Genomic DNA, 23,327 nt, shown 5'->3' on the forward strand with positions numbered 1-23,327 from the left:
CGTCACGCCAGGGACAGGAACAGCTTCTCCAGCCGGGCCTTCATCTGCTCCGTCGTCTCCCCGTCGACGCGGTTCCCCTCGGGGTCGGTCAGGCACTGCTGCAACCCGGTCGCGATGATCGCGAAGCCGGCCCGGTCGAGGGCGCGGGAGGCCGCGGCGAGCTGGGTGACCACGTCCTCGCAGTCCCGGCCCTCCTCGATCATCTTGATCACTCCGGAGATCTGACCCTGCGCCCGGCGCAGTCGGTTCAGCACGGACTTGAGCTCATCGCCCTCGAACTGAAGCTCCACCATCACTCCTCTGCATACCCTTGGGGGTATTTTACCTCCTCGGGTCGCCCTCTCGTCCCATCAGCCTCTCAGGAAGGATCACGCACGACATGACCCCCACCGCTCTCGACGCCTCGCAGGCGGGCGCCCGGCTGGACGAACTGACCGTCCTCGACGTCCGCACCCCGGGCGAGTACGCCTCCGGACATCTGCCCGGCGCGCTCAACATCCCCCTGGACCAGATCAGGCGGGCCCTGCCCGCGCTCCGGGAGGTACCCGGCGAACTGCTCGTCGTCTGCGCCTCCGGCGCGCGTGCGCTGAGCGCGTGCGAGGTCCTCTCCGAGCACGGCATACGGGCCCTCTCCCTGACCGGCGGCACACAGGGCTGGGCCGCGGCCGGACAGCGGCTCGACCGGCCAGCCGCGGGCGCCCGTGCCGTCTGGGCCATGGAACGCCAGGTCCGCTTCACCGCGGGCACCGTCGTCCTGGCGGGGCTGGGACTCGGACTCCTGCACCCCGCCTGGCAGTTGCTCTGCGCGGGAATCGCGGGCGGCCTGGTCTTCTCGGCGCTCACCAACACCTGCGGCATGGCCACCCTGTTGGGGAAACTGCCGCACAACCGGACACGGCCCACCGACCTCGACGCGACCCTGGCCGCGCTCGCACACCGCTGACCCCGTCAGTGCGGGAAGTCCGGACGTAGCCTGAAGTCTCCGCACGCCGCCGGGCCCGAAGGAGCACCGTGAGCATCACCGAGACGGAGACCGGCCCGCCGACCTGGCGACTGCTCCTCGGATACGTACGGCCGCACCGGTGGACCCTGCTGGCGGGTGCCGTTCTCTCGCTGCTGACGGGCGCCACCGGTCTGCTGCTGCCGCTGGTGGCCCGGGAGTTGATCGACGACCTGTCCCACGACCGCACGATCACCGGTGCGTTGTTCGTCATGTCGGGGCTGGTGATCACCAACGCGGCGGTGGGCGGGCTGGGTTCGTACGTGCTGCGGCGCACCGCGGAGTCCGTGGTGCTCGGCGCGCGGCGCGCGCTGTCGTCGTATCTGCTGCGCCTGCGCATCGCGGCCGTGGACCGCACCGAACCGGGCGACCTGATGGCCCGGATCACCTCGGACACCACCCTGCTGCGCGAGGTCACCACCGACTCGCTCGTGGGCCTGGGCACCGGCGGGCTCACGCTGGTCGCGACCGTCGTGATGATGGGCCTCGTCGATCCGGTGCTGCTGGGCGTCACGCTGGCGGTCATCCTGGCCGCGGGCACGGTCCTCGGGGTGATCGTGCCCCGCATCAACCGGGCGAGCCGGCAGGCGCAGGACGCGGTCGGGGTGATGGGCGCCTCACTGGAACGCATCCTCGGCGCGCTGCGCACGGTGAAGGCGTCCGGCGCCGAGCACCGCGAGGAACGGACGCTGCACGCGGCGGCCGAGGAGTCGTGGCGGCAGAGCGTGCGGGCCGCCAAGTGGTCGGCGGCGGCAGGCAACACGGCCGGGCTCGCGATGCAGATCGCGTTCATCACCGTGCTCGCGGTGGGCGGGGCTCGGGTCGCGACCGGGGCGATAGACGTCGGCACGCTGGTCGCGTTCCTGCTGTACGTCTTCTATCTGATGTCGCCGATCCAGCAGGTCGTCGGGGCGATCACGCAGTACCAGACGGGGGCCGCGGCTCTCGCCCGCATCCAGGAGGCGCTCCGGCTGCCCGCCGAACCGGCCGCTCAGCCCGCGCCGTTGCCCACCGACGGGGCGGAGCCGGCTTCCGTCGCCTTCTCGGACGTCCGATTCCGGTATGCCGACGATCTGCCGTACGTCCACCACGGGGTGACCTTCGATGTGCCCGCGCGGGGGATGACGGCGTTCGTCGGGCCGTCGGGGGCGGGGAAGACCACGGTGTTCTCGTTGATCGAGCGGTTCTACGATCCCGAGGCCGGGGTCGTCACGCTGGACGGACGGGATCTCTCGGAGTGGGATCTTCCGCAACTCCGGTCCGCGATCGGCTATGTGGAGCAGGACGCGCCCGTGCTGTCGGGGTCGCTGCGGGAGAATCTGCTGCTCGGGAATCCCGAGGCGGACGAGGACGCGGTGTCGCGCGTACTGAAGACGACCCGGCTCGACGGTCTGGTGACCAGGCTGCCCAGGGGGTTGGAGACGCTGGTCGGGCATCGGGGGACCAAGTTGTCGGGTGGGGAGCGGCAGCGGGTGGCGATCGCCCGGGCGTTGTTGAGGCGGCCCCGGCTGTTGCTGCTCGACGAGGCCACGTCCCAGTTGGACGCGGTGAACGAGGCGGCGTTGCGGGACACCGTGGCGGACGTGGCGCGTACGACCACGGTGCTGGTGGTCGCGCACCGGCTGTCCACGGTGACGATGGCGGACCGGATCGTGGTCATGGACGCGGGACGCGTCCGCGCGGTGGGGACCCACGGGGAACTGGTCGCCGGAGATCCGTTGTACGCGGAGTTGGCCGCCACACAGTTCCTGGCGACCGCTGGTTGAGACGCGTCCGCGGCACCGCTGACGGATGCATGCGTCGAGGGCCGCCCGGTCGTCCGGGCGGCCCTCGGTCTCCGTGCGGGAGACTCAGCCTCCGACACCCGGCAGCAGCCCGGTGACGGGGGCGACGAGGTCGGTGAGCTGGTGCAGCTGGTTCAGCTTCTTGACCTGGTCGAGCGCCGCCAGCTGCTCGGAGACGCGCGGGATCTCGTCCTGGTGCTCCGCGGGGATGTCGCTCACCGCGAGCGAGTCGATCACCGAGATCGGGCTGAGCCGCCCGGCGTCCGGGGCGCCCGCGTCGGCCGCGTGCGCGAGGGGGGCGGTGAGGCCGGTGACGCCGACGGCGAGACCGACGGCGGCGACGATACGTCGAGTTGAGATCATGTCTGCAGCAACGCGGGCGGGGTCTCCACCGACACGGCCGCCCGGCGCCGCTCACCCGTCAGGCGGAGCGCCCGGCCTGCGCTTGCCGTGGCCGCCGGGGCGGAGGAGTCTCGAAGAAAGAGGCCCTACGGCCCGCTCCTTGTCGGCCGGGGCCTTCGAAGGAGGTCATCATGGGCACCGCGGCACGACCCGGCTTCGACACCGACATCCTGCGCCAGGGCATCGAAGGACACACCGCGGAGACGCTTCTGTCTCTGTACGCGGACGACGCGGAAATACGCCTCGTCAACCGGAACGCCACACCCAGCAACCCCAAGGTCCTGCACGGCCGTGACGAGATCGGCGCGATGCTGACCGACGTCTACAGCCGCGACATGACCCACAAGCTGGAAGAGTGCGTGGTCCAGGGCGATCGCGCGGCCTACAGCGAGTCCTGCCAGTACTCGGACGGCATGCGCGTCCTGTCCGAGTCGATGGTCACCCTGCGCGACGGCAAGATCTCCGAGCAGATCATCGTCGAGGCATGGGACGAGTAGGAGCCAGAGCCGGGAGGGCCCCGTCACATCACGGCTGACCTGGGCCTTCCCGGCTCGTCCGGGGCGGACTCGGCGGCCACGACCAGCTTCCGCAGCAGGTCCGCGAGTGTTCGCCGCTCTGCCGGGGTGAGTGCCGAGAGCAGTGCGAGCTCACCCGCTTCCTCCGAGGCGACCTGCTGTTCGAACGCGGCGTGCCCGGCTTCGGTGAGCCGGACCCGCACCCGTCGCCGGTCGTCGTCCTCGTGCGTACGGACGATCAGCCCGGCGTCCTCCAGCGGCGTCAGCCGGGCCGACAGGGCTCCCCGGGTCAGTCCGAGGTGGTCGGCGAGGAGCGAGGGGCTCCCGGTGTACGGCGGGCCTAGGCGACGCAGGGTGAGCAGCACCTTGTACTGCCAGTTCCGCAGTCCGTCGGAGTCGAGGGTGTCGCGGCGGGCCTGGGACGCGTACCGGGCCAGGATGGCCAGCCGCGCGAAGATCGCCTCCTTGACGGGATCCATCCAGTCGAGTTCCTTCGCCCACACCTCGACGTGCCGGTCGACCGAATCCCGCATTACCCGCCCCCTGCAATGGTTTTCTTGTGGATGGTTTTTCGTCTGACTACCTTCCCCTGTCATGAAGAACACCACGGGCACAACCGTCGAATTCGACGAACTCCTCGCCTCCGCACGCGAGTTGTCACTGGCGGGACGGTGGGAGCGGGCACTGCGTCTCCTGGACGCGACGACCTGTGACACCGCCGCGGACCGCGCCCGGCTCGCTCTCGCGGCGGCCGAGGTCGCCCTTCAGAGCGACTGGTTCGGCGGTACGGATCTCACGGCCGGCCGTGCCGAGCAGGCGGAGAAGATGTCGTCGGGCGCCGACTGGGATCTGGCCTTCGTCCGGCTGCGGCACGCCTACTTCCGGCTGCTGCGCAGCGAGGGCCACTTCCGGCCCGGTCCCGAGGGCAAGGACCCCGAGGCACTCGCCGGCCTCCGGCGCATCGCGCACGACCTGCGCGAGGACGCCCCGGACGAGGTGCGGCGCGGCTGGGCCTCGATGTACCTGGGGCTGATCGCCGACAATCTCTTCGCCGAGCGTACGGCCGCCCCCGCCCACTACGAGGCCGCCCTGGGCGCCGGTGAGTCGGGCGGCGACGATCTGCTGGTCCGGGAGGCGCTGCGGCATCTCGGCGACCACGACCACGACGCCGGCGATCACGAGGGCGCCCTGGAGCGCTGGCGGCGGGCCACCGCCCTCGGCGCTCGGGCCGGGATGGTCCCCGGCGTGCTCACCCAGCAGATGCTCCTCGCGGTCCTGGCCCGCGACACCGGTGACGAAGCCGGGGCGACCGCGCTGGCACGGGAGATCGCCCGCTGGGCCAAGGCGATCGGCGCCGATCACGTCCACTCCCAGGCGGCCGGCTTCCTCGCGGGGGCGGATCCGACGGCTGCGCCCCAGGAGAGCGGGGCGTGACCGCCGTAGCGCGTCGGCTAATCTGAGGTACGGACCGTGACTGGCGCTGAGGTGGAGCACCACCGGGGAGCGGTCCGCACACCCGATGCCGTGCGCCTGGGCGATTCCTTCGATCGGCTCAGGAGTGGATCATGTCTCAGGCACGGCTCATGGACGGCACCGCGCTCGCCGGGCGCATCCTCGAGGAGACCGCCGAGCGGGCGGCCGACCTCACCGAGCGCACCGGACGGGCACCCTGTCTCGCGACGGTGCTGGTGGGCGACGACCCCGCCTCGGTCACCTACGTCCGGATGAAGCGCAACCGCTGCCGCAAGGCGGGTATCGAGTCGCGGCACGTGGAGCTGCCCGCGGCCACGACCACCGAGGAACTCGTCCGCACACTGCGGGAGTTGTCGGCCGACCCCACCGTGCACGGCATCCTGCTCCAGCACCCGATGGGCCCGCACATCGACGAGCGGGCGGCGTTCGAGGCGATCGCTCCGGAGAAGGACGTCGACGGTGTCACCTTCGCGTCCTTCGCGACGATGAGCTTCGGACTGCCGGGCTTCGTGTCGTGCACGCCCGGCGGGATCATGCGGCTGCTCGACGAGTACGACGTCGACCCGGCCGGCAAGCGGGCCGTGGTCGTGGGCCGCAGCGCGATCCTCGGCAAGCCGGTCGGCATGCTGCTGCTCGCCCGGGACGCCACGGTGACCTACTGCCACTCCCGTACGGCGGACCTGTCGGCGGCCGTACGGGAGGCGGACATCGTGGTCGCCGCGGTGGGCCGGCCCCGGCTGGTCCGGGGCCGGGACATCAAGCCCGGCGCGGTCGTCGTCGACGCCGGGTACAACGCCGGGAACGTCGGTGACGTCGACTTCGACTCCGCGGTGGAGCGGGCCTCGCTGATCACGCCGGTGCCGGGCGGGGTCGGTCCGATGACCATCGCCACGCTGCTGGAGCAGACCGTCGACGCGGCGGTGGCCGCCGCCCGGCAGAGCTAGATCAGTTCAGCGTCCACTTCTGGTTGGCCTGGCCGTTGCACGACCACAGCACCATCTGGGTGCCGTTGGTGGTGCCCGCGTTATAGGCGTCCAGGCAGAGACCGGCGTTGACGTTGGTGATCGTGCCGTCGCTGTTCACGTTCCACTTCTGGTTGTTCTGGCCGTTGCAGTCCCAGATCACGACCTTGGTGCCGTTGGTCGTGCCGAGGTTGTAGGCGTCCAGACACTTGTTGCCGTACACCACGAGTTCCTTGCGCGAGGTGTACGTCCACTGCTGGTTCTGGCCGCCGTTGCAGTCCCACAGCTCGGCCTGGGTGCCGTTGCCGATGGTGTTGTCGTAGAGGTCCAGGCAGCGGCCGGACTGGCTGCCGACGGCGAGGGTGCTGTTGGTGCCGGGCAGCGGGCGGACCGTGATGTCGGCCAGAGTCGGGGCGCCGGTGAAGGTCAGCGTGTTCGAGGAGCCCTTGGACAGGCCGACCTGGACCGAGACGGTGCCCTGGGAGGAGCCGGTCGGCGGGAAGGAGACCGTGGTCGCGCCCTGGCCGTTGACCTTGAGGGTCGCGGTGCGGGCCGCCGAGGTGTTGTTGGTGTAGGCGACGTCGACGGTCTTGATCCCGGTGTTTCCGGCGACCACACCGGTGAAGCTCGAGGTGCCCGTGTACGTGCTGCTCGCCGCCTCCGTGCCGCCGGTGACCGTGAGCATCACCGAACCGCCCGCCGGGACACTGGTGGTGTAACCCGTGCCGTACGAGCCGACGTCGGAGCGCGTCCAGAGGTCACGGACGGTCGCGTTGGCGTTGGTCAGACCGAGGTCGGACCAGCGGACGGTGACGTTCTGGGCGGAGGAGGTGCGGTTGAGGAGGACGACGGCTCGGTTTCCGGTGCCGGAGAGGACCTTGCCGTAGACCTGGAGTCCGGTGGTGTCCTCGGCGACCTTGACGCCCTGGAGACCGCGCGGGTCCTGGTCGACGGCGACGACTTCGGGGTTCTTGAGGATGTTCGCGGTCTCGGTGGTCATGGTGGCCAGGTTGTTGCCGGCCAGGAGCGGGGCTCCGGAGATGGCCCACAGGTTCATGTGGGTGCGGTTCTGTGCGGCACTGAAGCCGTCCATGCCGACCATCAGCATGTCCGGGTCGTTGTAGTAGCCGGTGTGCTGGGCCGTGGGGTGGAGATTCCGGTCGAAGTTCGTCAGCAGGTTCGTCATCGACGGCTTGTTGCCGTAGAAGATGATGTCGTCGTTGGTCCGCCACATCGCGCCCTGCCCCGGGGCCCAGTTCCACGGGTTCTGCCTGCCCCAGTTGCACAGCGACAGGGTCATCGGACGGCCCGTGGTGGCAGTGGCCCTGGCGATCGCGTCGCTGATCGACTGGTAGGTCGTCTTCGCGTCGAGTCCCTCCACGTCACCACCGCACCAGTCGACCTTCACGAAGTCGAAGCCCCACTGGGAGAACTGGAGCATGTCCTGGTCGTAGTGGCCCTCGCTGCCGGAGCCGGGGGCGGCGGGGCGGCCCGTCGGGTAGTAGTAGCCGCAGCCGTCCTTGCCCGCGTCGGTGTAGATGCCGGCCTTGAGGCCCTTGCTGTGGATGTAGTCGGCGATGGCCTTCATACCGCCGGGCCACTCGGACTCGTCGACCGTGATGTTCCCGGCGCTGTCGCGCGTGCCCTGCCACCAGCCCTCGTCGATGTTGATGTACTTGTATCCCGCCGCGGGGAGACCGGAGGCGACGAACGCGTCGACCTGCGCCTTGATCACGGTGTAGTCGATCTTCGCGGCGAAGCTGTTCCAGGACGCCCAGCCCATCGGCGCCGAGGGGACCGCTGTCTGCCGGGTGGTCGCGGCCTCGGCGGGGGTCGGCTGGGCGAAGAGCAGCGCGGCGGTGGCGGTCAGGGCGAGGACGAGAGCACGGACGGCGACGGCTCCGACACGTCCTGTGAGACCTCTGCGGGTCGTCAGCGGCGGGGGGTACATGCGGCTCCTTCTGGCGGGGGGCACCGAACCGGTCGAAATATCGAACGAGGATCGGCGATTCGAACACCATGCGCGCCGAAGCTAGAGTCCCCAGAGGGTGAAGTCAACGGCTGCGACAGGGGTGAACCGGCCGGTGTGAACGGTTCGTTCGCGCGGGACGGTGGGCACGGCGCCATACTGTCCGTCGTGCGGGTCGCGATCATGACAGCGGGTTCCCGGGGCGATGTGGCCCCCTTCACCGGTCTGGGGCACGGCCTGGCGCGGGCCGGACACCAGGTCACCGTGGTGACACACGGCCGCTTCGAGCCGCTGGCGGCGCGGGCCGGCATCGGCTTCCACGCGCTGCCGGTCGATCCCCGGGCGGAGTTGGAGTCCTCGCGCGGCCGGGCCCTGCACCGCAGTACGACCGGCGTGGGCAAGCTGGCGCGGGTGGTCGCGATGGCGCGGGCGCTGGCGGTGGAGATGGCCGACGACCTCGTGGCCGCCGCCCGGGTGAGCGACGCGCTCCTGCTCTCCGTGTCAGGAGCGGGCACGGACGGTGGGCGCGCAGATCCGAGCGGAGGACGGCATGGTCCCCGTGGTGGAAGCGGTGAACCGGCTGGGAAGCTGACGACCGCGCGCCTGGCTGGGCGCGGGGTCACCCTCGAGCGGGCTCCCACCCGGGCGGCTGCAGAATCCCCAGCAGTTGCCGCACCAACTCCTCGACAACCTCGTCCAGGGTCGCGTCCACCCACCCCGCACTCCAGTCGTGCAGCAGCCCGTTCACACTGCCGATGAACCCGGTCGCCGCGAGCCGATAGTCCCGCAGCGCCGCCTCCCCCCTGACCACGGCCCGGTTCGCCTCGGCGCACACCAGATCGACCCAGAGCGCCCGACGGGCCAGCCGCTGCTCCTCCAACCGGGCGCTGACGCCGATGATCTCCACGAACGTGATCCGCACGCGCCGCGGATCGGAGGTGACGTTCGCCGCGTAGGCGCGGAAGATCGCGGCCGCGCGCTCCGCGAGCGGCAGACGGTCCGCATCGGCCACCGCGGCCAGCACGGCAGCCGTCGCCCAGTCGTTGACCTCGAGGTGCAGCTCGGCCAGGACGTCCTCGAGGGTGCGGAACTCCTCGTAGAACTGGCGGGTGGAGAGGCCCGCGGCCTCGCTGAGGGCAGCGACGGTCGTGGCGCGGTAGCCGGGCGCGTCCCCGAAGAGCTGGAGTGCCGCGTCCAGGAAACGGCGGCGCCGCTCGGCCTGCCGCTCCTCGGCTGTCTTGCCGCCGTAGCGACCGGTCGGGGCCCTGAGTCTGCCCGTCACCGCACCTCCCACCCGGGCCGGAGCGTCCGGCCTCCCGTAGAGCCCCAATTTTGTCGTGTACGCAGTCTTGTGGAGAAGGGCCCCCCTTCCTTACTTTGCAGTAAGTTCAATCTGAAAGCACGCGTCTTCAGTTTTGCCACCTTGGCATGCCCCCGTCACGAGCCGCTCCCGAGGGAGACCCGTCATGCCTGTTCCGAGAACCAGACACCTGTGGGCCATGGCCGCCGCCGTCGTCCTGACCGTCACCGCCCCCGCGACCACCGCCTCCGCCGCGGACGCCGCCGCCCTGCGCGAGGTGCTGTTCGTGGCCAACAACTGGGACGGCACGGCCGACGTCATCAAGTCCTCCGGCGACCTGGCGAAGATCGGCCGGGTCAACGTCATCCCCGACAAGGACGCCCGGATGGCGGCGATCAACGCCGATCCGATCAAGTGGATCTACTTCATGGCGATCCGCAACAGCGTCGGCGAAGGCCACGACCAGTTCGCCGACGACATGTACTCCACGCCGGACGGCAAGTCGGTGGTCGTCTCGCGGCCGAGCTTCGCGGACGTGGTGTCGATCGACCTGGCCACCGGAAGCATCAACTGGCGCTTCCCGGTGTCGGGTTACCGCGCGGACCACATGGCGGTCTCCCCCGACGGCACCCGCGTCGCGGTGTCGGCCTCCACCGCGAACACCGTGCACGTGCTGAACATCGACACGGGCAAGCAACTCGGCTCCTTCGCCACCGGCGACAAGCCGCACGAGAACATCTTCACCAAGGACGGGAAGTACATCTGGAACATGGGGATCGGTGACGTGAACACCGACTCCGACGCGCCCTGGCTGGACTGGACTAAGGGCGACCGGCACATCACGGTGGTGGACGCGACCACCTACAAGCAGGTCAAGACGATCGACATGCGGGACAAGCTGAACGCGATCGGCCTCACGGACTACTCCGACGCCGTCCGGCCCGCCGTGTTCTCGCCGGACGAGTCCAAGCTGTACTTCCAGGTGTCGTTCTTCAACGGCTTCTTCGAGTACGACGTCGCCACCGACAAGATCACCCGGACGAAGACGCTCCCGAAGAACCCCGCGACCAGCGACGACCGCACCACCATGGTCAACGACTCGCGCCATCACGGCATTTCGATGAGCCCGGACGGCAGCAAGCTGTGCGTGGCGGGCACGATGGACGACTACGCGACCGTCGTGAACCGCACCACCCTCCAGGAGGGCCCGCTCGTCCCCGCCTCGAAGCCCTACTGGGCCACCGTCAGCGGTGACGGCAAGAGCTGTGTCGTCTCGGAGAGCGGTGCCGACCAGGTCACCGCGATCGACTTCGCGACCGGGCAGAAGACGGTGTCGGTGCCGGTGGGCGACCATCCGCAGCGGGTGCGGCTGGGTCATGTGGCCGCCGCCTGGACGAGCCCCTCCTCCTAGCCGGAACGCGACCCGCGCGGTCCTGGCGGATGACGCAGCCGGGCCGGCCTCCTCCCGGAGGCCGGCCCGGCTGTCCGGGCTGAGCGGGGTCAGCCGAACTTCTGCGCCACCCAGGTCGCGAGCTCCGACCTGGCCGCGCTCAGCAGTGACGCGGAGGGCGCGGTCGTCCGGTTCGTCACCAGCGCGTAGTGCAGGACACCGGAGTCCGAGTCGGTGAGCAGCAGCCGTCGGCTCCCCGTGCCGCCCGGTTCGGGGGCCGCTCCGACCGGGGTCGACGAGCCGTACGCCGGAGGGCCGTAGACCGTGCCCAGGTCGGAGACCACCGTGGTCGTCGAGTTCGGGAAGGACGCGGGCAGGTGGAGTTCGGTGGGCGCGGAGCCGCTTCCCGAGCGCCACACCAGCACCGAGTACTGGCCGGTCCCGACCAGCGACGACATGTTCGGCAGGCTGCTCGGCACCGGGTTCCAGGTCAGGGTGGTGGAACCGTCGCGTGAGCGGTCCTCGTAGGTGAAGGCGAGGGTCGTCCCCGCGGTGGCACTGGGGTAGATCCGGTCGAGGAGCCGGGCGTCCTGGCGGAGCACCGGCGTGCCCGAGTCGTCGAGCTTCACGGCCGACAGGTCCTCGTCGTTCCAGGCGTCGCCCGAGGTGAGGACCTTGTCGGGGTTGTCGTTCATCAACTCGTGGTGGCGGCCGTTGTAGAGGTCCCACTGCCATTGGGTGCCGGAGAGGACCGGCCCCGAACCGGCGGGCGCGGACCACCAGTTGGCGCCCTTCACCCGGGAGTCCAGAGCCTGGTACATGGCCTTGAGGACGGTCGGGGCCTTGCCGGCGGTCGAGCCGTTCAGCGGGTGCCCGAACTCGCTGACCACGGCCGTCGTCCCGGCGGCCGTCGCGCGGTCGCGCACCGTGCCGAAATCGGTGACGTACTGGCCGTCGGAGGCGTTGCCCCACATCAGGATGCCGGAGATGGCCTTCTGGTCGTAGAAGTGGGTGTTGAAGACATACCCGGAGCCGAGCGTGCCCGCGTCGAGAAGGCCACCCTCCTCCTTGCTGACGTTGCCGTTCCAGAAGAGGTTCGGCTCGACCATGGCGGGCTTGTCCGTCCAGCCCGCCGCGTCCATCCGGGCCCGGAACTTCACGTAGAACGGCCAGAGCAGGTCGCGTTCCCAGGTGCGGCTGTTCTGGCCGGAGTCGTAGGTGCCGGCGTAGGGCTCGTTGTAGGGGTCGAAGCCGACCACGCCGGCGAACTCCTCGGTGGCGAGGTTCGCCTTGAGGTACGCCATGGTCTTCTGGGCGGTGACCAGGAAGGAGTCCTGGAGGCCGTGGTTGTTGTGCCAGAAGTCGTACTGGGCGGCCTTGACCGCGCCGTTCTGGGTGATGTTCTGGCCCCACAGCAGGCAGATGCCGCAGGACTCGGCGGGGTAGTTGCCGAGTGCCACGGCCCACGCGGGGGCGCCGTCGCCGGTGTACCAGCTGCCCGAGTTGAACAGCCAGCGGGAGTACAGGTCCTGGTGGAAGTCAGGGTAGACCCGGATGCCCGCGTCGAGGAACGCGCGCATCTGCGCGGTGGCGTTCGCCAGATACGTGGTGTCGACCTGGCCCTTCACCGGTTCCGCGTAGGCCCAGGACAGCAGGAAGCGCACGGAGTTGCCGCCGCCGAGGGTTCTCAGCGCGGTCGCCGACTTCTTGGCGTCGGCGACCGAGGCGAAGGGCAGGCCCTTGTTCTCGGCGAGCTTGGTCTCGCCGGAGACGTTGTAGCCACGCAGCACGACCTCGCGGCCGTTGCCGTCGACGAACCGTCCGTTCTGGACGGTCAGGGGGGTGTCGTCGAAGGAGAGGGAATCGGTGAGGGCGTCGGCGGGGGCGGGCCGGGCGCCCGCGACCGTCAGGAATCCGCAGAGGACAACCAGAACAACGAGCAGACGTGCGCGTTTATTCGGCATGTCCATTACAGTCCGACCATTTCGGTACAACGTCAACACCATCTGACTGATGAGTAAGTTTCACTTTCGTCGCATCTGACGCCTCACCCGCCGACTCGACGCGTCACGTTCAACAGATACTCCTTCCGGTTGAGGGGGTTGTGATCACTGCGTGGGCGACGCGGAACGGTTCCGTGGGAGACCGGCGCGTAGTGGTCGAATCCGCTGTCCAACTCCCCCTCGCCACGGGTGAGTCCGGGCAGGCGCTGCTCCAGTGCGTGCACCCGGGCGGCCGGCACCGCACCCTCCAGGACACAGCGGTCGGCGCGCGTCTCGGTGGTCTGCGGTACGGCCCGCAGCGCGGCCAGCACCGGCAGCAGCGCCCCGAGGGTGTCGGCCGGGGCCTCGATGCGGAACCGGTGCATCGGTTCGTACACCTGGGTGCCCGCCCGGCGCAGCGCCTCGACGAGGACCAGCGGGGTCAGGCCCCGGAAGTCGGCTCCGGTGCTGGACATGCTCTTGTCGAAGCCCTGGTGGGCGTGGCTCTGCCGGGGGCAGTAGCCGGAGTGGGTCATGGTGACCGTGCAGTCGGTGACCTGCCAGCCCTCCAGCCCCTGGTGCAGGGTTTCGCGCACGGTGTCCTCGACGGCCTTGAAGAAGGCGTACGGCATGGCGCCGAGCTCCACCTCCAGCCGGAAGGCCACGCCCGAGCCGACCGGGGCCGGGTCGACGCGCAGGCCGACGGCGGCGAGGAAGGGGTTGGCGTCCTTCTTGATGAACTCGGCGGCCGTTCCCGACCCGGCCGGGCGCTCGATGCACAGGGGCGTGGTCTCGCGGAAGGTGACGTCGAGACCGAACTCCTCGGCGAGCGTGGCCTGGACGACCTCCTTCTGGACCTCGCCGTAGAGGGAGACGGAGGTCTCCTGGCGGACCTCGTCGTGGCGCAGGTCGATCAGCGGGTCCTGCTCGGCGAGCTGGGTGAGGGCGAGGTGGAGGGACCTGGCGTCCGTGTCCGGGCCCGGGACGACGACCGTCTCGAGGGAGGGCGGGGCGAAGAAGTGGCCGTGGGCCTTGCGGGGTTCGCCGAGGGCGTCGCCGATGCGGATGTCGGCCAGGCCCCAGAGCTTGGCGATCCGGTGCGCCGGGACCGCTTCCCGGCGGGTCTCGGTGCCGCCGTCGAAAACGCTGATCGCGGTGATACGGCCCTCGGTGCGCGCCTCGCCGAACGGCACCCGGTCGCGGATGCCGAGCGTGCCGGAGAACAGGCGTGCGTACGCGACCTTCTCCCCCGCCGGGCCCCGGTCGACCTTGAACACGGTGCCGGAGACGGGCCCTTCGGGGTCGCCGTCGGCGGCGGGCAGCAACTCCTTGATGCCGGTGATCAGTTCGGGCACGCCCGCGCCGGTGACCGCCGATCCGAAGTAGACCGGGTGCACCAGGGCCTGCCGGGTCTGCGCGACCAGGGCCCGGTGCAGCAGGTCCGCACCGACCCGCCCCTCGACACAGGCCTCCAGCAGGTCGTCGTCATGGTCCGCGAGAACGTCGTAGGCGCCGATCCCAGGGATGAAGCGGGCCTCCCGCGCGCCGAGTCCGGCGACCGTCCCCATCGGCACGACGGCCGGGGTGAGGCGCTCGGCGATGGCCCGCAGGACACCGTCGTAGCGGGCGCCCCTCCGGTCGATCTTGTTGACGAAGACGAGGGTCGGGATGCGCAGGCGCTGGAGGGTCCGCATCAGGACGCGGGTCTGGGCCTGGACGCCCTCGACGGCCGAGACGACGAGCACGGCGCCGTCGAGCACTCCGAGGACGCGCTCCACCTCGGCGATGAAGTCGGGGTGGCCTGGGGTGTCGATGAGGTTGACGGTCACGTCGTCCACCGCGAAGGAGACGACGGCGGACTTGATGGTGATGCCGCGCCGACGCTCGAGGGCGAGGGTGTCGGTCTGCGTGCTGCCGGCGTCGACGCTGCCGATCTCGTCGATGACTCCGACCGAGTGCAGGAGCCGCTCGGTCAGGCTGGTCTTACCGGCGTCGACGTGGGCGAGGATCCCGAGGTTGAGCAGGTGCACGAAGCGTCATGTCCTTTGGAGAGAGGGAGATTCCTTCCGGGGTGGACATGGACGCAGTGCGCATGACGGCTCCTGGATCGTGCGACGGCAAAGACACGAGAAGTGCAGCAGGCGCGAGCCCCCGACGGCAACGGATTAACGCTCAACCAGTCGCGTCCCCGACCCTCGCCCCCTCGTGCTCCTCGTGGACGTCCGCGGCTCGATGGCGCCGTACGCCGACGCGCTGCTGCGCTTCGCCCACGAGGCGGCCCATGGCGGCCGCAGCACCCGCACCGACGTGTTCACGATCGCCACGCGGCTGACCCGCGTCACCCGCGAGCTCTCGCACCGCGATCCGGACTGACGCGGGGGTACCCGGGTCGGTGAGCTGCTGCGGGAGTCCTGAACCGCTGGGGCAGCGGGGCGCGGCACGCGGGGCGGTCTGGTGGTGCTGTCGGGCGGCCGGGAGCGTGGCGATCCGATGATGCTCGCGGCGCAGATGCGACGCTTGCACCGGCTGGCGCACCGGGTGATCCGGACCGTCCGCGCAAGGCTCGTCCCGGTTACGCGCCCCTGGCCGCCGGGATGGCGGCCGCGCCGGAGCGTCTGACGGCAGTGGTGAAAGGAGCCGACGATGCGTGACATCCTCCCGGTGCTGAACGGCTGGTACACGGCAGGGGTGCCGTTCGGACTGGCCACGGTGGTCTCGATGAGCCGCAGCGCGCCGCGCGATCCGGGCGCGGCCATGGCCGTGGGTCCGGACGACGAGGTCGTCGGCAGTGTGTCCGGCGGCTGTGTCGAGGGGGCCGTGTTCGAGCTGGCCCAGGAGGTCGTGGCGAGCGGCGAGGCCCGCCTGGAGACCTTCGGGTACAGCGACGAGGACGCGTTCGCGGTGGGCCTCACCTGCGGTGGGGAGCTCACGCTGCTCGTACGTCCCGTGACGGCCGCCGTCGATCCCGCGTTCGGCGAGATCGCGGAGTCGGTCGCGGCGGCCCGCCCGGTGACCGTGGCGACGGTGACCGACGGACCCGCACCCCGCGGAGCCACGCTCGCCGTGTGGCCCGACCGGGTCGCGGGCACCCTCGGCACCACCGGCCTGGATGTGGCGGTCACCGCCGACGCGCGCGGCGAACTCGCCCTGGGCGCGACGGGGTCGAGGCACTACGGTCCGCACGGAGAGCGGCGCGAGGACGCGGTCACCGTCTTCCTGCACTCCTTCGCCCCGCCGCCCCGCATGCTGGTCTTCGGCGCGATCGACTACGCGGCCGCGGTCGCCCGGATCGGCGCCTTCCTCGGCTACCGGGTCACGGTCTGCGATGCCCGCCGGGTCTTCGCCACGCCGAAGCGCTTCCCGGAGGGCGTGGAGGTCGTCGTGGACTGGCCGCACCGCTACCTCGGCGGCACCGAGACCGACGAACGCACCGTGATCTGCGTCCTGACCCACGACCCGAAGTTCGACGTGCCCCTGCTGGAGGAGGCGCTGCGCCGGCCCGCGGCGTACATCGGGGCGATGGGCAGTCGGCGTACCCACGACGACCGGATGAAGCGGCTCGCCGAATCGGGGCTGGCCGAGGCCGAGTTGTCCCGGCTGCGCTCGCCGGTCGGCCTCGACCTCGGTGCCCGTACACCGGAGGAGGTCGCCGTGTCCGTGGCCGCCGAGATCGTCGCGCTGCGCTGGGGCGGCAGCGGCGCCCCGCTGACGGCGACGGCGGGGGCGATCCATCCGTCTTCGTGAAGCCTGCCTGGAGGAGGACATGGAACTGCACCACGAGTTCACCGTGCCGGTGTCGAAGACTACGACGGCAAGACCGTGACCGGCTCCGTGAAGGTCAAGGTCGAGCCGATCACTGTGACGTACCGGGGGACCGCCGACGGGTGTGAGTCGCGCTCGAAGGGGTAGGCGACGAGCAACGGGAGAGGGCGTCCGAATCCCTCGCCCCACCTCCGATCGGGAAGGAGGTCCGTGAGAACGCACACTCGTTGCGTCCGGGCCGCTCCCCTGCATTCGGAGCGGCCCGGACCTCATGAGCGCCGGTGTGTCGGTGTCAGGGCTCCGGGCAGCAGAGTCAGCGCCGGCACCGCGGCGGCCGCGTAGAGGCAGGCCGAGCCCAGCGCGACGGCATGGCAGCCCCGCAGGAAAACGCGCCTGGTCGCCGGGCTGCCCCGCGACGGAGCCCGCCACCGCGATGCCGATCGCGGCGACCGTGGGGGGGCAGCAGTCCGCAGCCGGTCCCCCACAGCAGGAACGCCGGCAGCAGATCGACGTATCCCGAGTGGGCCTCGGAGCGGGTCAGCAGTGCGAGCCCGGACGCGGCCACCAGCAGCCCCGCCGCCGCGGGCAGCCGGGGGCCGAACCGGCTGGTGATGCGCCCTCCGACGGGCGCCATGACCGCGAGCGGGGCGAACAGGGGGACGACGGTCAGGCCCGCGAGCAGGGCCGGGCGGTGCTGCACCGACTGGAGGAACAGCATCAGCACGAACAGCGTGACGAGGGTGCACAGGTTCATGATCCCCGCGGTGGTGTTGGCCGCGGTGAAGGCGGGACGCCGCAGGAGCGTGGGCGGCAGCATCGCGTCGTCGCCGCGCCGCAGTTCCGCCGTGGCCAGTACCGCCTGAGCCGCCACGCCGACGGCCGCCGCCGTGAGGACCTGGGGTGAGCCGGCGCCGGAGCGGCCGCCCTCGATGAACGCGTAGGTCGTGGCGAGCAGCAGCACCCCGCCGGACAGCATCCCGGGCAGGTCGAGGGGCCGAGGGGCCTGGCCCGGCCCTCCCTGCTCTCGCGGACGACCGCCGTGGACCACAGCAGGGCGAGCAGCACGACCGGCACGTTGATCAGGAAGACGGCCCGTCGGCCGAGTCCGTCGACGAGGGCACCGCCCACGAGGGGTCCGGCGGGCAGGGCGAGACCGCGGAAGCCCGCCCACACGCCGATCGCCCGGGCCCGGGCCGCGTCGTCGGGGAAGGCCCGGCCGATGAGGGCGAGCCTGCCCGGCAACAGCGGGGGGTGCTCGTGGCCGCCCTGGACCACCCGGGCGGCCACGAGCACCCCCCGCTCTGGGCGAGACCGCAGGCCAGGGAGCCGGCGCCGAAGACGCCGAGGCCGGTCAGCACGACCCGCTTGTGGCCGTACCGGTCCCCGGCCGCGCCGCTGGTAGCACGAGGGAGGCGAGCGCCGGCGCGTATCCGTCGACGACCTCCCCCAGCGGGGGTACCCCCAAGCCCGCCGACGTCGGTGCCGAGATCCGAGCCGATGGCCGGCAGGGCGACGTCGACGACGGTGACGTCGAGCAGCACCAGGAAGTATCCGGCGCACATCACGGCGAGGACGGTGCGCGGCGACCCGGAGTTCCCGGGGGACACCCCGCGTCGGAGCAGCGTTACCGGTGCAGCAGCCCTGTTTCCGTCGTATCAGGCGGCACTGACAGTCCCGGGTGCCCGTGAGCCCTACGGCGACACGATCCGCGGAGGCAGGCGGTGCAGGGTCACGTCCGTGAGGCGGCCGTCGGCCGCGGTCGCCGTCATGTAGGTGCAGTGGGGCTGGCGGCGGCGGTCGGTCGGCGAGCCGGGGTTGAGCAGCCGCAGTCCGCCGGGGGCGGTGGTGTCCCAGGGGATGTGGCTGTGGCCGAAGACCAGGACGTCGGCGTCGGGGTAGCGGGCGGCGCAGCGGGCCTCGCGGCCCTGGGCGGCGCCGGTCTCGTGGACGACGGCGAAGCGCAGGCCGCCGAGTTCGGCGTACGCCACCTCGGGCAGCCGCGCGCGCAGTTCGGGTCCGTCGTTGTTGCCGTAGACCCCGACGAGCCGTGCGCTGCGGCTCTCCAGCAGGTCGAGGGTGGCGGTGTCCACCCAGTCGCCGGCGTGGAGGACGACGTCGGCGTGCGGGAGTTCGGCGAGCAGCGGGGTCGGGAGCTGCTTGGCGCGCTTGGGCAGGTGGGTGTCGGACATCAGCAGCAGACGCACGGGATCACCCTAGAGCGGCTTGCGGCCCACCCCGCACCACATGGGCAGCGCGCCGGGGCCGGAGTCGGCCTCGGGACGCCACTCGGGCAGCTGGACGAATGGACGCGGCGACCTCCTCGGCCCCGATGTCGGCATCCCGGACCACTCGCCAAGACGGCCTGCTGACGCGGGACTTACCCGTCGGCGTTAACATCGGGCCACAAAGCGTCGATCCGTGACGCAAGCCACAAGCCACCCAAGGAGTCCGGACACCGATGCCGGTCAAGGTCAGCGTCGTCATCCCCGTCTACAACCCGGGGAACTACATCGAGGACTGCATCGCCTCGCTGCTCAGGCAGTCACTGCCCCCCGACGAGTACGAAGCGATCTTCGTGGACGACGGTTCGACCGACGACACGCCCGCCCGGCTGGACGCGGTGGCCGCCGAGGTCGCGAACATCAAGGTGATCCACCAGGAGGCATCGGGCTGGTCGGGCAAGCCCCGCAACGTCGGGATCGCCGCCGCCCAGGGCGAGTTCGTCATGTTCGTCGACAACGACGACTACCTCGGCGACGAGGCCCTCGAGCGGATGTACGACTACGCGGTCGCCAACGGCGCCGACGTGGTCGTGGGCAAGATGGCCGGCAAGGGGCGGGGGGTGCCGGTGGAGCTGTTCCGCCGCAACCACCCCCGTGCCACCGTCGACAACGCCCCGCTGATCGACAGCCTGACACCGCACAAGATGTTCCGGCGGGCGTTCCTCGACCGGATCGGCCTGCGCTTCCCCGAGGGCAGGCGCCGGCTGGAGGACCACGTCTTCGTCACGGAGGCGTATCTGCGCGCGGACAACGTCTCCGTGCTCAGCGACTACGTCTGCTACTACCACCTCAAGCGCGACGACGCCTCCAACGCGGGCTTCCAGCGCTTCGACCCCGTGGGCTACTTCCAGAACCTGCGTGAGGCGCTCGACGTCGTCGAGAAGTACACCGAGCCGGGGCCGACCCGCGACCGGTTGTTCCGTCGCTGGTTGCGCAACGAGATGGTCGAGCGGATGCGCGGCAGGCGGCTGCTCGCCGCGCCCGAGGACTACCGCAAGGAGCTCTTCACCGAGATCCGCGGGGTGGTCGTCGAGCGCTTCGGCCCCGGTGTCGCGGCCGGCCTCCAGCCCACCCAGCAGGTCGTCGCCGCACTGATCGCCGACGGCCGGCTCGACGACCTCGTGGCGTTCGCCGAGTGGGAGGCCGCCGTCGCTTCCCAGGTCGAGCCGGACGGCGTCGAGTGGGAGAAGGGTGTGCTGCGGGTCGGCCTGTCCGCCGAGCTCGCGTCCCGCGGTACGCCGATGACGTTCCCCGCCGAGGGCAGCGCCGCCCCGCTCACCGAGCCACCGGCCTCCGTCGAGCAAGCCGTGGACTGGGTCGGCGCCCACAGCATGGCCGGCTTCAAGCGCGCCACGGTCGATCTGCTGCTGCGCGAACGCGCCAGCTCCGCCCAGTACTTCCAGCCGGTGGAGTTCACCCGGGAGACCGTTCCTGCCGAGGACGGCAGGGTGCGGCTGGTGCTGCGGGGCACCGTGGCCGTGGACCCGGCCACCGCGGCCGACGGCGGCCCGCTCGGCGCCGGGCTGTGGGACGTGTTCGTCCGCGTCAAGCTCGGCGGCTGGACCAAGCAGTCCCGGCTGGGCCCGGTCTCCCTCAAGGGGCGTACGGCCGCGGACGCCGGTGTGGCGGGCTGCCGGGTCGTGCTGCCGTACTGGACGGCGAAGCAGGGCACGCTCGCGCTCGACGTCGACACGGCGGGCGAGCGTCTGGAGCTCGGGCGGGTCACCCCCGGGGAGGTCACGATCTCCGGCGGGCGCGTCGAGGTGCCGGTGCCGTTCCACGTGCCCGGTGACACACCGGTGCTGCTGAAGCTCACCCGTGGCTCCGGCGCCGCGTCCGCGGAGGTGCCCGGCACCCTGCGTCCCCAGGGCTCCGCGGCCCTCCTGGAGGCGGAGCTGCCGGTCGCCGATCTGACCGGAGGGCCCTGGCGGGTCGCGCTGAGCCCGGCACCCGACGCGTCGGAGCCCCGCTTCCATCCGCTGGCGTTCGCGCTGCGGGTGAAGGCGGGCAGGGTCCAGGTCGTGACCGTGCGCCCGCCCCGGCCCGCTGCCGGAAAGCGACTGGTCCGCAGGGCGCGACGGGTGGCCGGGAGGCTGGTCGCCGGGCTCCGGGCACGCGGCAGGTAGAAACAGATCCGGGGAGGACGCCGACGCGTCCTCCCCGGTTCACCGCCGATCGCTCAGCCGGCGTCGCTGAGCTGCTTCAGGCTGGTGCGCAGGTGCTCCCAGCTGCGGTCACGCTTGCTGCCGCGGTTGCGGGCGTTCACCAGGGCCTTCCAGAAGGCCGCGTCGATCAGCGTCTCCGGCTTGATCGCCACCGTCCGGTCCAGGACCGTCTCCGGCACCTTCTGCGGGTCGGGGACCACGTACTCCGCGATGATCTCGTCGTACTTGTCCTTGAGCACCGTGCTGCTCGGGTCCGCGCCGAAGACCACGAGCTGGCCGGTGGGCTCGGTGTCGACCAGGACCGTCACCAGGTCGGGCCGGTAGCGGTTCAGGACCTCGATCACCTTGTAGACGTCACCGGTCCAGGCGTTGGTGTGCCGGTCCCGGGCCGCCTCGTCCACGTTGCGCGGCAGCATGTCGTCGAAGACGATCACACTGGCCCAGTCCGAGTACTTCTCGACGTTGATGAAGTCGCGGAGCGCGTACTCGAACAGGTGCATGCCGTCGATGAACGACAGGTCGAGCGTGACGTCCTGCCAGTAGCCGAACGGGCTGCGGTTGCGGACGATGTTGCGCAGCGGGTGACGGCCGCCCTTGAGGTGCTGCAGCGGGTTTTCGCGCGCGAAGAAGTCGTCGCTGGTGGCCTTGGCCAGGTGGACGTCGCAGCGGATCTCCGAGACCACCTTGAACGCCGGGTCGATCGCGATGCTCGGTACCCGGGAGAACGTCAGGCTGCGGCCGTCGTTGACGCCGATCTCCAGGTAGTTGCGGTTCGCGCTGGCTTTGTGGAGCCCCCGCAGGAACTCGTGACGTTTCACTGGGAAATCTCCTTGCGGATGTGTGACAGTGCTTCGTGCAGGGCGGACCGCCGGTCCCGGCGCGAGGCCGGCGCGGCCCCCGTCCACCGGTCGTGCCCGAGGGCACCGATGGCGGGGCGTGGTGCGGGCCCGTCGAGGGCCGCGCTGCTGGTGGGGTCGGCCCGGCAGGGGTCGACCGAGGTGCCGGAAAGCTCCCCGCAGCGGTCCGTACCGGCTCCCCTGGCCAGAACCGGTTCCGTGGAACATACCTGCTGTGAGCTCCCCATGACAGGACTTCGCGCCGAGGAGCGTGATCCTGAGGGAAAGGGCTTGCAAAGCGCGGGAGGACGGAAGGAGGCCTTCCGGGTGAGGGACGCGGTGCTCGGCCCGCCGGAGCGGGCGTGGTCGGCGGCGGGAAAGCTCATGAATGGATCTGCACCTTGCTGTGGTCTCCGAGCACGAGGCGGTGGGCCCTGGGCACGCTCGGCGCCGGGGTCACCTCGACATGGCGGCCGATCAGCGAGGACTCGACCCGGGCCACTCCCTCGATCGAGGCGTCCCGCAGCACGATGGAGTACTCGACCTCGCTGTCCACGATCCGGCAGTCCTGCGCGACGGAGGTGAAAGGGCCGACGTAGGAGTCGCGGACCTCGGTTCCGGCGCCGATGACGGCCGGACCGACGATGCGTGAGCCGGTGACCCGCGCGCCCTTCTCCACGACCACCCGGCCGACCGTCTCGGTCTCCTCGTCGACCTCGCCGTCGATGCGGCGCTCCAGGCCTTCCAGGACCGTCCGGTTGACCTCCAGCATGTCGGTGACGTTGCCGGTGTCCTTCCAGTAGCCCGCGATGACCGTGGAGCGGACGTCGGCGCGCACGTCGATCAGGTGCTGGAGGGCGTGGGTGATCTCCAACTCGCCCCGCCAGGACGGCTCGATGGCCCGTACGGCGTCATGGATCGCCGGTGTGAACAGGTACACGCCGACGAGGGCGAGGTCGCTCTTGGGCTGCTGCGGCTTCTCCTCCAGACCGATCACCTGGCCGTCCGGGCCGAGTTCGGCGACACCGAAGGCGCGCGGGTCGGGCACCTGGGTGAGCAGGATCTGGGCGTCGGGGCGGCTGCCGCGGAACTCGTCGACCAGGTCGGTGATACCGCCGACGATGAAGTTGTCGCCGAGGTACATCACGAAGTCGTCGTCGCCGAGCCAGTCCCGTGCGATCAGCACCGCGTGGGCGAGCCCCAGGGGCTGTTCCTGCGGGATGTAGGTGATGTCCAGACCGAACGTGGATCCGTCGCCGACGGCCTCCTGGATCTCGGCGGCGGTGTCGCCGACGATCATCCCGACCTCGGTGATCCCCGCGTCGGCGAGGGATTCGAGGCCGTAGAACAGGACAGCCTTGTTGGCGACGGGCACCAGCTGTTTGGCCGAGGTGTGCGTGATCGGCCGCAACCGTGTACCGGCCCCGCCGGACAGCACGAGAGCCTTCATCTGCGACACCTTAGCCCGGATCCGGAGGAACCGGCCAAGGCAGGGGGGCGACTTG

At 70.8% G+C, this 23,327-nt stretch carries 21 protein-coding genes, 2 pseudogenes and 1 riboswitch; of the genes and pseudogenes, 10 read left to right on the top strand and 13 right to left on the bottom strand.

What is annotated here, in order from left to right:
- Positions 1-2: 2 nt before the first annotated feature.
- Positions 3-290: a metal-sensitive transcriptional regulator gene (locus OG841_RS04775; protein ID WP_028807630.1), complete on the bottom strand. Its 288-nt coding sequence runs from the start codon at positions 288-290 to the stop codon at positions 3-5.
- Positions 291-379: 89 nt separating this feature from the next.
- On the opposite strand from OG841_RS04775, the gene OG841_RS04780 reads away from it, so the two are divergent.
- Positions 380-943, top strand: a complete 564-nt coding sequence (locus tag OG841_RS04780; protein WP_328642627.1) for a rhodanese-like domain-containing protein — start codon at positions 380-382, stop codon at positions 941-943.
- Between the two features lie 68 nt (positions 944-1,011).
- Complete coding sequence (locus tag OG841_RS04785; RefSeq protein WP_328642626.1) at positions 1,012-2,766, top strand: ABC transporter ATP-binding protein; 1,755 nt, start codon at positions 1,012-1,014, stop codon at positions 2,764-2,766.
- A gap of 84 nt (positions 2,767-2,850) precedes the next feature.
- Here the strand turns inward: OG841_RS04785 and OG841_RS04790 are convergent, their stop codons facing one another.
- Positions 2,851-3,147, bottom strand: a complete 297-nt coding sequence (locus OG841_RS04790; RefSeq protein ID WP_328642625.1) for a hypothetical protein — start codon at positions 3,145-3,147, stop codon at positions 2,851-2,853.
- A 170-nt stretch (positions 3,148-3,317) separates the two neighbouring features.
- Between OG841_RS04790 and OG841_RS04795 the strand changes: the two genes are divergently transcribed.
- Complete coding sequence (locus OG841_RS04795; RefSeq protein WP_057613012.1) at positions 3,318-3,683, top strand: nuclear transport factor 2 family protein; 366 nt, start codon at positions 3,318-3,320, stop codon at positions 3,681-3,683.
- A gap of 23 nt (positions 3,684-3,706) precedes the next feature.
- Here the strand turns inward: OG841_RS04795 and OG841_RS04800 are convergent, their stop codons facing one another.
- On the bottom strand, positions 3,707-4,234 hold the full coding sequence (locus tag OG841_RS04800) for a MarR family winged helix-turn-helix transcriptional regulator (protein WP_371563653.1): 528 nt from the start codon (positions 4,232-4,234) through the stop codon (positions 3,707-3,709).
- Between the two features lie 61 nt (positions 4,235-4,295).
- Here OG841_RS04800 and OG841_RS04805 point away from each other — a divergent pair, with 61 nt between their 5' ends.
- Together OG841_RS04805 and OG841_RS04810 are read left to right on the top strand one after the other, a co-directional pair.
- The gene (locus OG841_RS04805) at positions 4,296-5,135 is read left to right on the top strand and encodes a hypothetical protein (protein WP_328642623.1); all 840 of its coding nucleotides are present in this window, start codon (positions 4,296-4,298) and stop codon (positions 5,133-5,135) included.
- Between the two features lie 26 nt (positions 5,136-5,161).
- Positions 5,162-5,244, top strand: a riboswitch (ZMP/ZTP riboswitch).
- Positions 5,245-5,266: 22 nt separating this feature from the next.
- Positions 5,267-6,118 (top strand): bifunctional 5,10-methylenetetrahydrofolate dehydrogenase/5,10-methenyltetrahydrofolate cyclohydrolase, encoded by an 852-nt coding sequence (locus OG841_RS04810; protein ID WP_371563656.1) that lies wholly within the window; start codon positions 5,267-5,269, stop codon positions 6,116-6,118.
- Between the two features lies 1 nt (position 6,119).
- On the opposite strand, the gene OG841_RS04815 is transcribed toward OG841_RS04810, so the two are convergent.
- Positions 6,120-8,087: a ricin-type beta-trefoil lectin domain protein gene (locus tag OG841_RS04815; RefSeq protein ID WP_328642621.1), complete on the bottom strand. Its 1,968-nt coding sequence runs from the start codon at positions 8,085-8,087 to the stop codon at positions 6,120-6,122.
- A 201-nt stretch (positions 8,088-8,288) separates the two neighbouring features.
- Here OG841_RS04815 and OG841_RS04820 point away from each other — a divergent pair.
- Positions 8,289-8,534 (top strand): annotated as a pseudogene (locus OG841_RS04820) (glycosyltransferase); the annotation flags it as partial.
- A 190-nt stretch (positions 8,535-8,724) separates the two neighbouring features.
- Here OG841_RS04820 and OG841_RS04825 read toward each other — a convergent pair.
- A complete protein-coding gene (locus OG841_RS04825; protein WP_371563658.1) occupies positions 8,725-9,387 on the bottom strand; it encodes a TetR/AcrR family transcriptional regulator in 663 nt (220 codons plus the stop codon).
- A gap of 184 nt (positions 9,388-9,571) precedes the next feature.
- Here OG841_RS04825 and OG841_RS04830 point away from each other — a divergent pair, with 184 nt between their 5' ends.
- Entirely contained in the window at positions 9,572-10,816 is a 1,245-nt protein-coding gene (locus OG841_RS04830) for a YncE family protein (RefSeq protein ID WP_371563661.1), read from the top strand.
- Positions 10,817-10,905: 89 nt separating this feature from the next.
- Here OG841_RS04830 and OG841_RS04835 read toward each other — a convergent pair whose 3' ends face one another.
- Positions 10,906-12,765 (bottom strand): cellulase family glycosylhydrolase, encoded by a 1,860-nt coding sequence (locus OG841_RS04835; protein ID WP_328642618.1) that lies wholly within the window; start codon positions 12,763-12,765, stop codon positions 10,906-10,908.
- A gap of 77 nt (positions 12,766-12,842) precedes the next feature.
- A complete protein-coding gene (locus OG841_RS04840; RefSeq protein ID WP_371563664.1) occupies positions 12,843-14,807 on the bottom strand; it encodes a GTP-binding protein in 1,965 nt (654 codons plus the stop codon).
- Between the two features lie 175 nt (positions 14,808-14,982).
- Here OG841_RS04840 and OG841_RS04845 point away from each other — a divergent pair, with 175 nt between their 5' ends.
- On the top strand, positions 14,983-15,150 hold the full coding sequence (locus OG841_RS04845; RefSeq protein ID WP_371563667.1) for a VWA domain-containing protein: 168 nt from the start codon (positions 14,983-14,985) through the stop codon (positions 15,148-15,150).
- Positions 15,151-15,420: 270 nt separating this feature from the next.
- Complete coding sequence (locus OG841_RS04850; RefSeq protein WP_371563670.1) at positions 15,421-16,521, top strand: XdhC family protein; 1,101 nt, start codon at positions 15,421-15,423, stop codon at positions 16,519-16,521.
- Positions 16,522-16,852: 331 nt separating this feature from the next.
- Here OG841_RS04850 and OG841_RS04855 read toward each other — a convergent pair whose 3' ends face one another.
- From OG841_RS04855 to OG841_RS04865, 3 genes and pseudogenes are all read right to left on the bottom strand, one after another.
- Positions 16,853-17,515, bottom strand: a complete 663-nt coding sequence (locus OG841_RS04855) for a hypothetical protein (protein ID WP_371571053.1) — start codon at positions 17,513-17,515, stop codon at positions 16,853-16,855.
- Positions 17,515-18,099, bottom strand: a pseudogene (locus OG841_RS04860) (MFS transporter); the annotation flags it as partial. The pseudogene OG841_RS04860 and the gene OG841_RS04855, both read right to left, overlap by 1 nt.
- Positions 18,100-18,230: 131 nt before the next feature.
- The gene (locus tag OG841_RS04865) at positions 18,231-18,743 is read right to left on the bottom strand and encodes a metallophosphoesterase family protein (protein ID WP_328642614.1); all 513 of its coding nucleotides are present in this window, start codon (positions 18,741-18,743) and stop codon (positions 18,231-18,233) included.
- Between the two features lie 254 nt (positions 18,744-18,997).
- Between OG841_RS04865 and OG841_RS04870 the strand changes: the two genes are divergently transcribed.
- Positions 18,998-20,947: a glycosyltransferase family 2 protein gene (locus OG841_RS04870; RefSeq protein WP_371563673.1), complete on the top strand. Its 1,950-nt coding sequence runs from the start codon at positions 18,998-19,000 to the stop codon at positions 20,945-20,947.
- Positions 20,948-21,000: 53 nt separating this feature from the next.
- Here OG841_RS04870 and OG841_RS04875 read toward each other — a convergent pair whose 3' ends face one another.
- The 3 genes from OG841_RS04875 to OG841_RS04885 all read right to left on the bottom strand — a co-directional run bounded on the left by OG841_RS04875 (position 21,001) and on the right by OG841_RS04885 (position 23,272).
- The gene (locus OG841_RS04875; protein WP_328642612.1) at positions 21,001-21,804 is read right to left on the bottom strand and encodes a class I SAM-dependent methyltransferase; all 804 of its coding nucleotides are present in this window, start codon (positions 21,802-21,804) and stop codon (positions 21,001-21,003) included.
- On the bottom strand, positions 21,801-22,070 hold the full coding sequence (locus OG841_RS04880) for a hypothetical protein (protein WP_365120148.1): 270 nt from the start codon (positions 22,068-22,070) through the stop codon (positions 21,801-21,803). Before OG841_RS04880 ends, OG841_RS04875 begins: the two co-directional genes overlap by 4 nt.
- 134 nt (positions 22,071-22,204) lie before the next feature.
- Positions 22,205-23,272 carry a glucose-1-phosphate thymidylyltransferase gene (locus OG841_RS04885; protein WP_328642611.1) on the bottom strand — a complete coding sequence of 356 codons (1,068 nt, stop codon included), beginning with the start codon at positions 23,270-23,272 and terminating at the stop codon, positions 22,205-22,207.
- Positions 23,273-23,327: the final 55 nt, after the last annotated feature.

The sequence above is a fragment of the Streptomyces canus genome, assembly GCF_041435015.1.
Classification (GTDB): domain Bacteria; phylum Actinomycetota; class Actinomycetes; order Streptomycetales; family Streptomycetaceae; genus Streptomyces; species Streptomyces canus_G.